This is a genomic window from Endozoicomonas sp. PH6C, assembly GCF_059322965.1.
In genome coordinates this window covers 2,992,360-3,007,017 of the sequence record NZ_CP185342.1, presented here as the reverse complement: position 1 = coordinate 3,007,017, position 14,658 = coordinate 2,992,360, and the positions used below count along the sequence as shown (strand labels likewise).

Here is a 14,658-nt window from a genome sequence, read left to right as displayed (position 1 = left end):
TCGAAAATCAGCGCGTGATACCTCGGGTTGACGCTTTCAAAGAGTCAATAAGCAACTGGATTTGGGGCTGTTTTTTCATGGATTCAAGCCTGTCCAGTGCCTCATTAGTCCGCAGACCCTGCCGGTAGATCAACTTGTAACATTGACGCAATTCACGGATCAGTTCCGAACTGTAACCACGACGCCTCATCCCCTCAAAATTCATGCCGTGAGCCTTGGCCGGGTTACCACTGACCATCACGAATGCAGGAACATCCTTGAAGAGAGCTGTATGAGCAGCACTCATACTGAAATCACCAATAACACAAAACTGATGCACGGTGGTGAACCCTCCCAGGATGACCCCATCACCAATCCTGACATGACCGGCCAGCGTAGCGTTATTGGCCAGGATAATGTTATTACCAACGATGCAGTCATGGGCCACATGAACGTAGGCCATCAACAGGTTATTGCTGCCAATGCGGGTAATCGAATTATCCTGGGAAGTCCCCCGATGAATAGTACAACCCTCACGGATCACATTATTGTCACCAATTTCAAGCCAGGTCGTTTCGCCTGCGTACTTCAGGTCCTGACAATCTTCACCAACACTGGCGAACTGGAAAATGCGGTTATTTCTGCCTATTTTGGTGTGCCCCTTGACAACAGCATGGGCATGAATTTCTGTTCCAGAGTCAATTTCAACGTTTGCACCAACAATGGCATAGGGTCCGACCTTTACGTCCGGTGCCAAAGCAGCACGCGGATCAATAATGGCTGTCGGATGGATCAATTCATCCAGAACAGCATTTGATTCTTGGCTGGAACGGGAATCAATCAAGACTATAGTTCCTTTCTTGCACAGGTTATTTCAGCACAGCGGGCTATCTTACCATCAACCTCCCCCTGACAGGAGAACTTCCAGACATTTCTTTTCATGGCCAGAAATTAAGCCCTCAGCAAAACCTGATCACCGGGCATGACAGGATGATCAGGAAATACAGCAAGAGACTGATAAACCAGCCTCTTGCTGATAGATACCGAACGTGCGGCACATCAAACGGGTTTCATTCTTCGAGTCGGCGCTCGCACCGTTTCAGTCGTTTGGCCATATCATCAAGTCTCCTGAAGCGGACCGCGTTCTTTCTCCACTCCCCCGCATCCATGATGCCTGTCCCGGATGCATAGGCACCAGAACGGGATATGGATTTGGTGACCATTGCCATTCCAGAGAGATGAACATGATCAGCAATGGTGATATGACCCGCAAGACCCGAAGCACCAGCAATGGTGCAATATTCACCAACCCTGGTACTACCGGAAATACCGACATTGGCAGCAATAGCAGTATGCTTTCCTATTATCACGTTATGAGCGATCTGCACAAGATTGTCGATTCTGACTCCGTCGTGTATCACCGTGTCCCCCAATGCGCCTCGATCGATACAGGTGCAGGAACCAATCTCCACATTGTTACCGATAACTACTCCACCGATCTGGGCTATTTTATGCCACTGCCCGTCCAATCGGGCGTTGCCAAAGCCATCGGCCCCGATAACAGCATTAGCATGAATAATACTGCGCTCACCAATAAAGACACCGTGACAGACTGAAACATTTCGACAAATATGACTGTTCTTACCGATCACAGTGTCATGACCAATCACAGCACCGGCATCAATTCGAACACCCTCAGAGATCTGAACTCCGGACTCAATCACTACTTTTGGGCCTATTGCGGCCGTTGGATGAATCGCGGCGTCTGAAGCAATAACTGCGGAGGAATGGATACCTTCAGGCAACCCCTTATCAGTATCAAACAGATGAGAAAGAGAAGCATACCCCAGATAAGGATTATCCAGAATCAATGCATTCCCGGCCCAGGCTTCAGCCTGAGCGGGTGCCAGAATAACCGCACTGGCCCCTGTAGTCTCCAGGTAGCGAGCGTAGGCGGGATTCGCTAAAAAGGCCAGCTCACCAGCAACAGCATCCTGAAGGGTATTCAGGCCAGAGATACACTCCTCACCATCACCCTTGAGTTCAGCAGCCACTCTGTCAGCCAGCTCAGACAAGGTAAAGGAAAAAGACTGTTTCATGAATTACTTCAACTTATTCATGCGCTCAATCACCTTACGGGTGATATCAAAACCAGGCTTAACGAAACGCGCAGCACCACGCTCCAGAACCAGATCATAGTCCTGCTCTTTAGACACTTCCTCAATCGCTTTATCAAGCTTCGGTCTCAGCTTACCCAGTTCGGTCTGGTCAGAACGGGCTTTTTCGCTTCGCAGCTGTCGATCTTGCAGTTGCAGATCTTCAAACTTACGCTTGATCTGGACCTGACGATTCTCACGCTGGCCCTCGGTTAAAGTAGGACCATCTTTCTGCAGTTTTTGCTCCATTACTCTGATTTCTTCCTGCAGTGCTTTGAGCTGTTTGATTTTAGGAGCAAACATCTTTTCAGCTTCTTTGGCATATTTTTTGGCAGCGTCTGACTCCAGAACAGCCATCTCAGAATCCACAACAGCGATTTTTTGTGCCTGAGCCAATGGAGATAACAGCAGCAGAGCAACAAACGCCAATTTGATCGATTTCAAGTTCTTTCTCCTGAATAAAAACGCAAAGTCCAAAACAGAGTATACCTTTGTATACCAGAAACTCTCTAAAGCCTGAAACAATCACCTGATAAATTCTGAAACAGCTTCAAAGCTTTCCTAAAGCCACATGCGAGAACGCACTAATTATAATGAAATGGTATTATATCGCATCTATTTATACCGCTCTGCTTGTATAGAATCAGTAAAAACTGATTCTTTCTCCTGGCAAAAAAAGTGGGCATTCATCATATATAAAACCATCCTTCGGTATTATCGAATCGCAGGAATAATCAGGTGGAAATCAGAGCCGAAAACTGCTGAGGAAACACTCGCTCAACCTGTATGATTGTATTGGCTTCTGAAAATCTTATTGAGAGCTGCTAATGCCAGAAGCAGCCCTCAATAAAATCACGAGAGGTTTTAGAAAGGCGTACCCAGGGAGAACGCAAACACCTGAGTCTCGTCCTCTCCCTCGGGATTAAGTGCTTTGGCCAGACTAAAGGTCAGCGGTCCGAGTGGAGTAATCCAGGTCAGGCCCACGCCCACACTGTAACGAAGCGAACCAAAATCAGGCTTCGAGCAATCCTTGATATCACCGCTGGGACAATTGGTATCAAAGACATTACCGTAATCAAAGAACAGACTGGTTCTGAGCGAACGCTGATCTTTCACAAAAGGCAGAGGGAAGAGCACTTCAGCGGTACCCTCGAAGACAAAATCACCACCAATGGCGTTGTAATCATTGTCTGTCCGCTCTTTGGCCTTAGGACCCAGGGAGTTATCTTTATAGCCACGAACAGAGCCAAAGCCACCCGCATAGAAATGCTCGAAGAAAGGTATGTCGGTGGTATCACCATAGGCACCGATATAACCGATTCTGGTAGAGACGCGCCCTGTCAGCGAGTCGGTAAACGGATAGAAGTACTGGCCACGATAAACCAGCTTGTAAAAGCTGACATCCGACCCCGGAATAGTCACCTGCGCCGATGCACTTTGAGAGTAACCCCGTGTCGGCAACAAGCCCCGATTCAATTCATTTTCGGACCAACTCAGCGTTGTCTTGACGTTTGTGAAACTATCACCATTCTCCTTCAGATAATTGAGAATATAATCCGGCGTTTCTGACCCCGTTGTAATACTGGTATCGTCAATACCCAATCCCATACTGATTGTCTGAGTTTCCGAAATCGGGTAACCAAAGTTAACATTGGCACCGGTTGTATCTGCAGCATAGTTCGAGATATCAGTATCACTGTAATCATAAGAACGATGATACAAGTTGAAACCACGGCTGACACCATCAACGGTGAAATACGGATCAGTAAAGCTGAAGTTATAGAGCTGACTGACATCACTTTTGTTCAGACCTACAGACACCTTGTTACCGGTCCCCAGGAAATTGTTCTGACTGATAGAGCCGCCCAAAAGCAGGCCGTCAGACTGAGAGAAACCCACACTGGCTGATATACTGCCCGAAGGCTGCTCTTCAACGGTGTAGTTCACGTCAATCAGGTCACTGGTTCCGGGAACCGGTGGTGTTTCAACATTGACTGACTTAAAGAAACCCAGACGTTCCAGACGCACCTTGGATTGCTCAATCTTCTGAGTGTTCGCAGAAGCGCCCTCCATCTGGCGCATCTCACGACGCAGAACTTCATCTTCGGTTTTGGTATTCCCGGTGAAGTTGATCCTGCGAACATAAGCACGTTTACCAGGATCAACAAAAAATGTCAGGGAAACGGTTTTCTTTTCGTGATCCGGAGTCGGTATACCTGTCACATTGGCAAAGGTATAACCTTCATTACCCAGGCGCCTGCTCAGAATTTCTTCTGTCGTCGTAATCACCCGACGGGAAAACACTTGTTCCGGTCTGGCCAGCAACAAGCTTTTGGCCTCTTCTTCAGAGATAATCAAGTCGCCCGCCAGCTTGACATCACTGATTGAGTATTTATCACCTTCATCAATATTAACAGTGATAAAAACACTCTGTTTGTCAGGACTAATCGAAACCTGAGTGGAGCGAATATTAAAGTTGATGTAGCCTCGATCCAGATAGTAAGAGCGCAGACGCTCCAGATCACCCGAGAGTTTTTCCCGGGAATACTTATCACTGGAGCCAAAGAACGAGAGCCAGTGCGACTCTTTGAGTTCAAACAAACCCAGTACATCTTCCTGAGGGAAAACCGTATTACCAACGACATTGATATGTCGGATGGTCGCTACCTTGCCTTCTTTGACATTGATAGTCAGCTTGACCCGGTTACGGGGCTGAGCTTCAACATCAGCGGTAATACTGGCTCCATAACGACCCTGAGCAACATATTGACGCTCCAGTTCAAGTCGAATAGCCTCCAGGGTAGCCTGCTGAAAAATCTCACCTTCAGCCAGACCTGACTTACTCAGCCCCTGCTTGAGATCATCAGTTTTGATGGCTTTGTTACCCTTAATTACAATTTCACTGATTGAAGGTCGCTCAATAACCGAAATGACCAGAGTATCACCGTCTCTGGCCATTTGAATATCTTTGAAATACCCCGTGCGGAACAGAGATTTAGCTGCACTGGAAATCTGCACAGATTCAATATCATCCCCAACCTCTATGGGCAATGCATTAAATACTGTACCGGCTGAAACCCTCTGAAGGCCATCAATCCGGATATCAGACACTACAAAAGCATTAGCGCCTGACGCATAGGCCATTGAGCCAATCAGCAGAGACAACAGTGATCGCTTCATGGAATCCGTTCTTAGTCCGTGTTCATTTTTCACTCTGGGTAGTCGCATCAGAAAAGCCGGCTTATGTCATTATAAAGAGCCAGCATCATTACACTGACCACCAGAGTCACCCCAATTTTCAACCCAACCATCTGAGCCTTTTCAGACAGAGGTTTCCCTCTGACCCACTCCACCAGATAAAACAACAGGTGTCCTCCATCCAGTACAGGAATGGGCAGTAAATTCAAAACCCCAAGGCTGACACTCAACATGGACAAGAAATAGAGAAAATTCTCCAGTCCTGATTGCAGGGACGCGCCAGCCACTTTAGCAATGGTAATAGGGCCGCTCAGGTTTTTTACCGAAACCAGCCCGACAACCATCTTCCACAGCGACTCAAGCGTCATTCCTGTCAAAGCTGACGTTGCCTGAATAGCTTTGGGCACTGCGGAGAGCGGGTTAAACTGCAAGGTCCTGACCATATCGTCAGGCCAGGAGACCGACTGAACACCAGCACCAATATAACCCACAGATTGACCTTCCACCTCTTTCTCACCAGGCGTAATGGTAAGACTTTGGAGACTGCCGTTACGCTCAACGTCTAACTGCAGTGTTTTACCAGAGTGACTACGAATCAGGTTAACCCATGCCAGCCAATCCTGTACAGGCTCACCATTGGTTTTAAGAATTTTATCTCCGGGCTGGAGGCCTGCCTGCTCAGCAGCACCGCCCGGAACAACCTGACCGATAACAGCAGGTAGTTGTGGTGAGTAAGGTACAATCCCCAGTGCCCTGACGGGATTCAGATCCTCCTGACCTACCAGCCAGTTATGCAGGGGCACCTGCCTGATGACTTCAGTGCCTTCAGGCTTTTGACCAGGGATTCCGGGCCTGACCACGATTTCAACAGAGCGATTGTCGCCAATAAACGACAAAAGCTCCATATTCACCTGTTGCCATCCGGGTGTATCTGTTGAGTCGATTCTTAAAATCTCATCACCGGGCTGAATACCGGCTATTGCAGCAGGAGAATCAGGCAATACTTTTTCAACCTGCGGCAGCACAGTCTTTACACCCAAAACATACATTAACCACAGTGCCGCTATTGCCAGCAAGAAATTAGCGATCGGACCCGCAGCCACAATCGCTATCCGGGACAGGACAGGCTTGTTGTTAAAAGCGAAGGCTCTTTCCGATTCAGGTACAGGCCCCTCCCGCTCATCCAGCATCTTGACATAACCGCCAAGGGGGATGGCTGCAATTACGTATTCAGTCCCCTGACGATCAGTTCGCTTCCAGAGCGGCTTACCAAAACCTACGGAAAAGCGAAGAACCTTGACACCACAACGACGGGCCACCCAGAAGTGGCCAAACTCATGGATACTGACAAGAATTCCTAACGTTATGACAAAAGCCAAAAACGTTTGCAAAGTTCCAAATATCATTTCGCGCTACCCAACCTCCGGTACGCCTGCCTGCCTGCTTTGACCTTGAACTCGCAGACAGCAGTGGTTGACAGAGTTTTATGATTCAATGTACGACTGTAAATAGAATATCGCCAGAATGACAGTAAATATATGTATTTAAGCCATGACAGCATCAAGCTGTCTTGTGCCACTGTTCAATCTGGGTTCTGGCCTGCAACCTGGCCTTTCGGTCAGCATCCAGCACCTGTTCAATATCACCTGCACTGAACACCTGAAGCGCCTGAAGCGTGGCATCAATGACTTCCGGGATACGATCAAAACGTAGATGATCACCCAGGAAGGCTTCCACAGCCGTCTCATTGGCTGCATTTAACATAGCGGCTGCAGTCCCACCGGTAGTTGCAGCATCCTGAGCCAGCTGCAAACATCTGAAACGTTGCATACAGGGCTTCTGAAAATCCAGTCTGCCAATATCGGCCAGAGAAAGTGGCTCCACACCGGATTGCACGCGCTCAGGCCAGGCCATTGCATGAGCAATCGGTGTGCGCATATCCGGATTGCCCATTTGTGCCAGAACTGAGCCATCCTCATAATCCACCAGAGAATGAATGATACTCTGCGGATGAATCAGCACCTCGACCTGGGAGGGACGAGCACCAAAGAGCCAGCAAGCTTCAATAAACTCAAGCCCCTTGTTCATCATGGTGGCCGAGTCTACTGAAATCTTTCGCCCCATGCTCCAGTTCGGATGAGCACATGCCTGGGCTGGTGTAACAGCAGGTAGAGTGTCTACCGGTGCATCCCTGAAAGGCCCACCCGAAGCGGTTAATAGAATTCTGCGAACCCCAACCCCCTGAAGACCTTCACTATAACCATGGGGAAGACACTGAAAGATAGCATTGTGCTCACTATCAATTGGCAACAGCTGGGCACCAGACTCTTTTACCGAATCCATAAAGAGCGCCCCGGTCATAACCAGCGCCTCTTTGTTTGCCAGCAAGACTTTCTTACCTGCCTTGACAGCGGCCAGAGTAGGCAGCAGACCTGCGGCTCCGACAATAGCAGCCATGACGATATCGATGTCTGAATCAGCAGCCATCAGAGCGACTGACCGACTACCACCAAGAACCTCTGTTTTAATCCCTTCAGCTTTTACCGATGCTCGCAACTGATCGGCAACAGCAGGATCTGACATGACAGCGAAGTCCGGCTTAAACGCCCTCACCTGCTCCAACATCGCATCATGACTTCGACATGCGACCAGCGACCTGACTCTGTAACGATCATTGTTTCGAGCAATGACGTCCAAAGTGCTTTTTCCGATAGACCCGGTTGAACCCAGGACACAAACCTGTTGCATGCTTAACTCCCTCCGACAATCAGAGCCAGAGTAAAGACCGGCACAGCCGCCGTCAGGCTGTCTATTCGATCCAGCACCCCACCATGACCTGGCAGTAAATTACTACTGTCCTTAATACCGCGCTCACGCTTGAGCATACTTTCAAAAAGATCACCCAATACGGAAACCAGAACAACAGCAACTGAAAGTACCAAAAGACCCAGCCCACGAGCTAAAGAAAGGTCAAAATACAAGCCCACACAGGCCGCCACCAGTAACGACATTAGTAGCCCACCGACCAATCCTTCAACCGTTTTCTTGGGGCTCACCCTCTCGGCGAGCTTGTGACGACCAAGATTCTTACCGGCAAAGTAGGCACCTATATCGGCTGCCCAGACAAGCAGAAACACCAGAATAATGGTCCAGCCATGCTGATCATGGAGTTTAAGTTTTGAGAGTGCAAACCAGGCTGGAACCAAGGTCAACACACCCATCACCAGCCTGAGCAATCGACTCTGACAGAAACGGGCAGAAGCTGGATAACTCTTCACCAGAGCAAATGCCAGCAGCCACCAGATAACAGACACTGTCAGCAGTGCATAGGCCGACATATCTTTCACAAACCAGCAGACCCCAGCGATCAGCAACACATAAACCACCCGGGCAAAAACATCTTTAAAGCCGGACAAATTAGCCCATTCCCAGGCTCCCAGCATGATAACCAGGGCAATCAGGACTGAAAAAGCGGTGGGAGGAAGAAAAATAACACTGCTCAGGGCCAATACTGCCAGAACTACAGCAGTTAGAATTCTCTGTTTTAACACGTAGCCTCAGCCTCCACCTGCTCACTGGTCTTGCCAAATCGTCTCTGGCGATTGACATAAGCCAGGAGCGCACGCTCAAACTCCCTGCGATCGAAATCCGGCCACAAGGTTTTGGTAAAATAAAATTCGCTGTAGGCACACTGCCATAAAAGAAAGTTACTGATACGCTGTTCACCACTGGTTCTGATGAGTAGATCAGGCTCGGGTATACCCACTGTACTCAAATGCTGACCAATTAACGACTCATCAACCTGGTCAGCGGATATCTCCCCCTGCTCTACCATGTTAGCCACTTTGCGGGCAGACTGGGCAATATCCCACATTCCGCCGTAATTGGCAGCAATCACCAGAGTCACTTTCGCTTCGTCAGCAGTCAAAGCTTCTGCTTCAGCAATATGTGCCTGTATGTCCGGACTAAAACGACTAATGTCGCCTATAATCTTCAGTCTGATATTATTTTTCTTGAGCTTAGCGGTTTCCTTGCGCAGCGTTCTCAGAAACAACTCCATCAAGCCATCCACTTCACTCTTCGGCCGGTTCCAGTTTTCACTGCTGAAAGCGAAAAGAGTCAGAACTTCAATACCTGCTTCACCGCAGGCTTCAATGACTTCTCTGACTGCTTTCAGACCCGCTCGATGGCCGGCAAGACTCGGAAGCAGTCGCCGTTTCGCCCAGCGGTTATTTCCATCCAGAATGATGGCCACATGGCGGGGCAACTTCTGAACTGGTACTTCCTTAAGGCTGCCGATTTCCTCTTGCGATTTCATGGCCATTCACTATTTTGTTGATCTGAAAATACAATTTATTTGCAGCACTCCGGAAGCGTTCACTGCAAATTGTAAACGCCAGCAAAGTGCCACTCCTAACACCTCAGAACAGATACACAAATCCACCTGAGAAACACCATCCCTGATCAAATGAGACATTAAGAGGAGCGATCAAACAGCCATGTTAAGGAAACACAGCCATGCCAATGACACAGAGCTGACGACAGCACCACAATAACCACATTTGCAATTAAAGTGAGACTGCTATATCCAGATTGACACAGATTGATTTTCTTCGCTCATGACTGTCTATAACCAATCAATTAGAAGATGAAGCGCTCAAACTTCCATCAGGTCCTTTTCCTTGCTGGCCAACGCCGCATCTACTGCCGCAATGTATTTATCAGTTAACTTCTGGATATCGTCCTGTGCACGACGCTCATCGTCTTCACTGATTTCTTTTTCCTTTTCCAGCTCCTTGATATCGGCCAGCGCATCACGACGAATATTGCGAATAGCAATTTTAGCGTTTTCAGCTTCCTGACGTGCCTGACGGGTGTAGCCCTTCCGGGTTTCTTCAGTCAGGGGAGGCAGAGGGATACGAATCACTTCACCGGCAGTGGAAGGATTCAGACCCAGATCAGATTTCAGGATCGCTTTTTCTACATCAGGAACCATCTGCTTTTCCCAGACGCGGACAGCCAGAGTCCTGGCATCTTCAGTAGAAATGTTAGACACCTGGCTCAATGGCGTCTCGGAGCCATAATAAGAGACCCTGACACTATCGAGCAGACTCGGGTGAGCGCGGCCAGTACGAATTTTGGCAAATGCACTGTCCAGAGAGTCAACACTCTTGCTCATGCGCTCCTGCGCATCTTGCTTAATTTCTTCAATCATTTTCCACCCCACTCACCAGTGTTCCTTCTTCGCCACCTACCACTGCATTGAGCAGAGCACCGGATTTATTCATATTGAAAACCCGAACGGGCATCTGCTGATCACGGACCAGACAGATCGCAGTCAAATCCATTACGCCGAGTTTGCGCTCGAGCACATCATCATAGGTCAGGGATTCAAATTTTACTGCATCAGAATGTTTAACCGGATCCTTGTCATAGATACCGTCAACCTTGGTTGCTTTCAGCACAACATCGGACTCAACCTCAATACCGCGAAGGCAGGCTGCAGAGTCTGTTGTAAAGAAAGGATTGCCGGTACCCGCTGAAAAAATCACTACATCGCCACCATTGAGGTAGCGTATTGCACGACGATGGTCATAGTGCTCTACAACACCATCCATCGGAATGGAAGACATGACCCGGGTGTTGATGTTTGAACGCTCAAGGGCATCACGCATAGCCAGAGCATTCATAACTGTGGCCAGCATCCCCATATGGTCACCAGTCACACGGTCAAGGCCAGCGGCACTCAGCGCTGCGCCACGAAAAAGGTTTCCACCACCGATCACGATACCGACCTGAACGCCGATACCGACCAGCTGGCCAATTTCCAGAGCCATTCTGTCAAGAACACTGGGATCAATGCCAAAGTCCCCCGCTCCCTGAAGGGCCTCGCCACTGAGCTTAAGCAAAATGCGCTTGTATTTCGGTTGTCGATCATTTGCCGGCATATTCAGCTTTCCAATTCAGAGTTAGGCGAAGGCGCGCCTGTCCCCGATAACCTGCCGACTCACCCCACATCCTGCCAAATGAGCTTTCTGCACTGTCAGCAGCTCAAAAGCGGCCGTTTACATACAACCTTGCAGCAGTGCATCATTGCTCAGATACCAGAACACGGGTAAACCTGCAGACCCGCTGAACAGGCTCTGTCAAGCCTGTTCAGCTAACAGGTCAGGCACCATCCATTAACCAGTAATAACCAGTATCAGGATCAGAGTCCAGCCTGAGCGCGAACTTCAGCAGCGAAGTCCACTTCTTCTTTCTCGATACCCTCGCCAACTTCGTAACGAACGAAGCCAGTGATAGTTGCCCCAGCTTTCTTGGCCAGAGCACCTACCTTGACATCAGGGTCTTTAACAAAAGGCTGTTCAGTAAGACTGTTTTCAGCCAGGAACTTGTTGATACGACCAGCAATCATCTTTTCGATAATTTCAGCTGGTTTACCAGACTGCTCTGCCTGAGCCTTGAAGATTTCCTTCTCTTTTTCAACCAGCTCAGCAGGCATGTCGTCCTTGTTAACCACCTGAGGGTTAACAGCAGCAACGTGCATAGCTACATCACGAGCCAGCTCGGAGCTGCCACCGTCAAGGCTAACCAGAACAGCAATACGCTTGTTACCGTGAACGTATGCGTCAATCACGCCACCTTCTACGATTTCAATACGACGGACACCGATGTTTTCACCGATCTTCTGTACCAGCGCCAGGCGTGCTTCTTCCAGTTCACCTTCCATCAATTTGGCTACGTCAGCTTCCTTACGGTCAAAAGCAGCGTCTAACACTGTCTGAACGTAACCCAGGAAGTTGTCATCACGAGCAACAAAGTCGGTCTCGGAGTTAACTTCAACCATTACACCGAAGCTTCCATCTTCAGCAACTTTGGTAGCGACAATACCTTCAGCTGCGGTACGACCTGCTTTCTTGGCGGCTTTAGCCTGACCAGATTTACGCAGCTCTTCAATCGCCTTTTCAATATCACCTTCTGAAGCAACCAGAGCCTTTTTGCACTCCATCATGCCCAGGCCAGTGCGTTCACGCAGTTCCTTAACCAGTGCTGCAGTAATTGCTGCCATGGTGGGTTCCTCTCGCAAATATTCAATAAGGGATTCAGGGCAGCCTTGAGCTTAGTTGTTTAGCGCTTCAAGCTTACGACATACAAAATAGGCTTGTGCATACTGAAGCTCCTGTCAATGACCACCCCAAAGTGACAAACGCTCTTTTAAATCTGAAAAAGGGGGCCACGCCCCCTTTTCGCAACGACCAGAAGATTAAGCTTCCTTAGTGTCTTCCTGGTCGTCTTCAGCCTTGGCTTCAGCTGCTTCTGTAGTTTCTGCAGTTTCAGCTGCTTCTGCAGCTTCTACTTCAACTTCTACAAACTCGCTTTCAGCGCCTGTGTTGGCAGCGGAACGACCTTCAAGAACAACATCAGCAGCAGCTTTAATGTATAACTGAATAGCGCGAATCGCATCATCGTTACCAGGGATAACGTAGTCAACACCTTCAGGACTGGAGTTGGTGTCAACGATACCGATGACAGGGATGCCCAGCTTATTGGCTTCCTGGATAGCGATGCGCTCGTGCTCGACATCGATAACAAACAGTGCGTCTGGCAGACCACCCATTTCCTTGATACCACCCAGAGAGCGATCCAGCTTTTCCAAATCACGACGGCGCATCAGGGCTTCTTTTTTGGTCAGCTTTTCGAAAGTGCCATCTTCAGCCTGAGCTTCCAGGTCACGCAGACGACGTACAGACTGACGAATGGTCTTGTAGTTGGTCAGCATACCACCCAACCAGCGATGTGCTACGAAAGGCATGCTGCAGCGAGCAGCTTCTTCACGAATGATCTTACCGGCGGCACGCTTGGTACCAACAAACAGAATCTTGTTCTTACCTTCGGCCAGCTTGCGAATGAAGCTCATCGCTTCATTAAAGGCAGGCATGGTGTGCTCAAGGTTGATGATATGAATCTTGTTACGAGCACCAAAGATGAATTTATTCATCTTCGGGTTCCAGAAACGAGTCTGGTGACCAAAATGCACGCCCGCCTTGAGCATGTCACGCATGGTGACTTGAGCCATGAGAATTCTCCTGTTACAGGGTTAGGCCTCCACACACCCCATGAGTTCGACCCAACGATCAGCTCTCGCTGACTGCACTCGGGCACCCTGAATCATGTGTCGGTGTATGTGAGTTCTGTTTACAAAATCAGATAGTAACCTCGCAATCAGGTGACCCTGAACACGAGGACGCAATTTTATACCACAATCTTATGATGATTCAAAGTCGACAGATTTCTTTGCAGGAGGATTCTTTATACAGTTGAAGCCAGTTCCAGTTAACAATAACCAACTCTCTCTTCTTTTCTGTTAGAATTTCAGCAATGAATCCATAAAGCCCCTGGGAAGCTACCGAAGCAGACCGTCATAAGTGATCAAAACGACCTTGTTAACCCGTCATCAAAGATCACTCACTATAGAGCACTCTCGGTATTTCCTGCGCCTGACAAAGAATATTTGAAATGAACGTTACGATCAAAACCCCTGAAGATATTGAAAAAATGCGCATCGCCGGCAAGCTGGCTGCCGAAGTACTGGAGATGATCACCCCCCACGTAAAACCTGGCATTACTACTGGCGAACTTGATCGTATCTGTCACGACTACATCGTTAATGAACAGCAGGCTATTCCAGCCCCCCTGAACTATGGTGCTGCACCCGGTCGCCCCGGTTTTCCAAAATCCATATGCACCTCTCTGAACCATGTTGTCTGTCACGGCATTCCCAATGACAAGAAGACCCTCAAGAACGGCGACATGCTCAACATCGACATTACTGTTATCAAAGACGGTTACCACGGTGACACCAGCAAGATGTTCCTGGTCGGCAACGTCCAGCCCTATGCAGAAAAATTAGTCAATGTCACACAGGAATGTCTCTACAAGGGCATCGAGATCGTCAAACCCGGTGTAAGGTTGAGTGATATTGGCCGGGTCATCGCCCAGCATGCTCACGCCAACCACTACTCTGTGGTTGAAGAGTTTTGCGGCCACGGCATCGGAAAGGTCTTCCATGAAGATCCTCAGGTACTTCATTACGATGGTTATGGCGATCATAACGATTATGTTCTGCGGGAAGGCATGACATTCACTATTGAACCCATGATCAATGCCGGCAAGAAGTTCACCAAACTCCTGGGAGATGGCTGGACTGCGGTCACCAAGGATCGTCGCCCTTCAGCCCAGTGGGAGCACACCATTCTTGTTACCGCTGATGGCGTCGAGGTACTGACTCTCAGAAGTGAAGAAACGCTTCCTTTTTGACCCCTGA

At 48.8% G+C, this 14,658-nt stretch carries 13 protein-coding genes; 1 reads left to right on the top strand and 12 read right to left on the bottom strand.

What is annotated here, in order from left to right; all coding sequences use genetic code 11:
• Positions 1–7 precede the first annotated feature (7 nt).
• From lpxA to rpsB, 12 genes are all read right to left on the bottom strand, one after another.
• Positions 8–775 (bottom strand): acyl-ACP--UDP-N-acetylglucosamine O-acyltransferase, encoded by a 768-nt coding sequence (gene lpxA, locus ACOMG9_RS11275; protein WP_448218635.1) that lies wholly within the window; start codon positions 773–775, stop codon positions 8–10.
• 274 nt (positions 776–1,049) lie between these two features.
• Entirely contained in the window at positions 1,050–2,078 is a 1,029-nt protein-coding gene (lpxD, locus tag ACOMG9_RS11270; protein ID WP_422133634.1) for a UDP-3-O-(3-hydroxymyristoyl)glucosamine N-acyltransferase, read from the bottom strand.
• Between the two features lie 3 nt (positions 2,079–2,081).
• The gene (locus ACOMG9_RS11265; protein ID WP_317141682.1) at positions 2,082–2,579 is read right to left on the bottom strand and encodes an OmpH/Skp family outer membrane protein; all 498 of its coding nucleotides are present in this window, start codon (positions 2,577–2,579) and stop codon (positions 2,082–2,084) included.
• 420 nt (positions 2,580–2,999) lie between these two features.
• Positions 3,000–5,315, bottom strand: coding sequence for an outer membrane protein assembly factor BamA (gene bamA, locus ACOMG9_RS11260; RefSeq protein ID WP_494530263.1), 2,316 nt, complete (start codon positions 5,313–5,315; stop codon positions 3,000–3,002).
• Between the two features lie 47 nt (positions 5,316–5,362).
• Positions 5,363–6,739, bottom strand: a complete 1,377-nt coding sequence (gene rseP, locus ACOMG9_RS11255) for a sigma E protease regulator RseP (protein WP_422133631.1) — start codon at positions 6,737–6,739, stop codon at positions 5,363–5,365.
• Between the two features lie 154 nt (positions 6,740–6,893).
• Entirely contained in the window at positions 6,894–8,081 is a 1,188-nt protein-coding gene (gene ispC, locus ACOMG9_RS11250) for a 1-deoxy-D-xylulose-5-phosphate reductoisomerase (protein ID WP_422137898.1), read from the bottom strand.
• Positions 8,082–8,083: 2 nt separating this feature from the next.
• The gene (locus tag ACOMG9_RS11245) at positions 8,084–8,884 is read right to left on the bottom strand and encodes a phosphatidate cytidylyltransferase (RefSeq protein ID WP_422133629.1); all 801 of its coding nucleotides are present in this window, start codon (positions 8,882–8,884) and stop codon (positions 8,084–8,086) included.
• Positions 8,878–9,651: a polyprenyl diphosphate synthase gene (uppS, locus tag ACOMG9_RS11240; protein ID WP_448216974.1), complete on the bottom strand. Its 774-nt coding sequence runs from the start codon at positions 9,649–9,651 to the stop codon at positions 8,878–8,880. Before uppS ends, ACOMG9_RS11245 begins: the two co-directional genes overlap by 7 nt.
• Before the next feature lie 339 nt (positions 9,652–9,990).
• Positions 9,991–10,548, bottom strand: a complete 558-nt coding sequence (gene frr / locus ACOMG9_RS11235) for a ribosome recycling factor (protein WP_448216973.1) — start codon at positions 10,546–10,548, stop codon at positions 9,991–9,993.
• Positions 10,541–11,281 carry a UMP kinase gene (gene pyrH / locus ACOMG9_RS11230; protein ID WP_448216972.1) on the bottom strand — a complete coding sequence of 247 codons (741 nt, stop codon included), beginning with the start codon at positions 11,279–11,281 and terminating at the stop codon, positions 10,541–10,543. Before pyrH ends, frr begins: the two co-directional genes overlap by 8 nt.
• A 260-nt stretch (positions 11,282–11,541) precedes the next feature.
• Positions 11,542–12,402, bottom strand: a complete 861-nt coding sequence (tsf, locus tag ACOMG9_RS11225) for a translation elongation factor Ts (protein WP_422133627.1) — start codon at positions 12,400–12,402, stop codon at positions 11,542–11,544.
• 195 nt (positions 12,403–12,597) lie between these two features.
• Positions 12,598–13,410 (bottom strand): 30S ribosomal protein S2, encoded by an 813-nt coding sequence (rpsB, locus tag ACOMG9_RS11220; RefSeq protein ID WP_448216971.1) that lies wholly within the window; start codon positions 13,408–13,410, stop codon positions 12,598–12,600.
• A gap of 440 nt (positions 13,411–13,850) precedes the next feature.
• On the opposite strand from rpsB, the gene map reads away from it, so the two are divergent.
• Positions 13,851–14,651 carry a type I methionyl aminopeptidase gene (gene map, locus ACOMG9_RS11215; RefSeq protein ID WP_422133625.1) on the top strand — a complete coding sequence of 267 codons (801 nt, stop codon included), beginning with the start codon at positions 13,851–13,853 and terminating at the stop codon, positions 14,649–14,651.
• Positions 14,652–14,658 lie beyond the last annotated feature (7 nt).

What these genes read in the sequence shown, in the direction of transcription:
- frr (WP_448216973.1), bottom strand. Translation starts at nt 10,548, where the DNA reads ATGATTGAAGAAATTAAGCAAGATGCGCAGGAGCGCATGAGCAAGAGT.
- rpsB (WP_448216971.1), bottom strand. Translation starts at nt 13,410, where the DNA reads ATGGCTCAAGTCACCATGCGTGACATGCTCAAGGCGGGCGTGCATTTT.
- bamA (WP_494530263.1), bottom strand. Translation starts at nt 5,315, where the DNA reads ATGAAGCGATCACTGTTGTCTCTGCTGATTGGCTCAATGGCCTATGCG.
- pyrH (WP_448216972.1), bottom strand. Translation starts at nt 11,281, where the DNA reads ATGCCGGCAAATGATCGACAACCGAAATACAAGCGCATTTTGCTTAAG.
- map (WP_422133625.1), top strand. Translation starts at nt 13,851, where the DNA reads ATGAACGTTACGATCAAAACCCCTGAAGATATTGAAAAAATGCGCATC.
- rseP (WP_422133631.1), bottom strand. Translation starts at nt 6,739, where the DNA reads ATGATATTTGGAACTTTGCAAACGTTTTTGGCTTTTGTCATAACGTTA.
- ispC (WP_422137898.1), bottom strand. Translation starts at nt 8,081, where the DNA reads ATGCAACAGGTTTGTGTCCTGGGTTCAACCGGGTCTATCGGAAAAAGC.
- tsf (WP_422133627.1), bottom strand. Translation starts at nt 12,402, where the DNA reads ATGGCAGCAATTACTGCAGCACTGGTTAAGGAACTGCGTGAACGCACT.
- uppS (WP_448216974.1), bottom strand. Translation starts at nt 9,651, where the DNA reads ATGAAATCGCAAGAGGAAATCGGCAGCCTTAAGGAAGTACCAGTTCAG.
- lpxD (WP_422133634.1), bottom strand. Translation starts at nt 2,078, where the DNA reads ATGAAACAGTCTTTTTCCTTTACCTTGTCTGAGCTGGCTGACAGAGTG.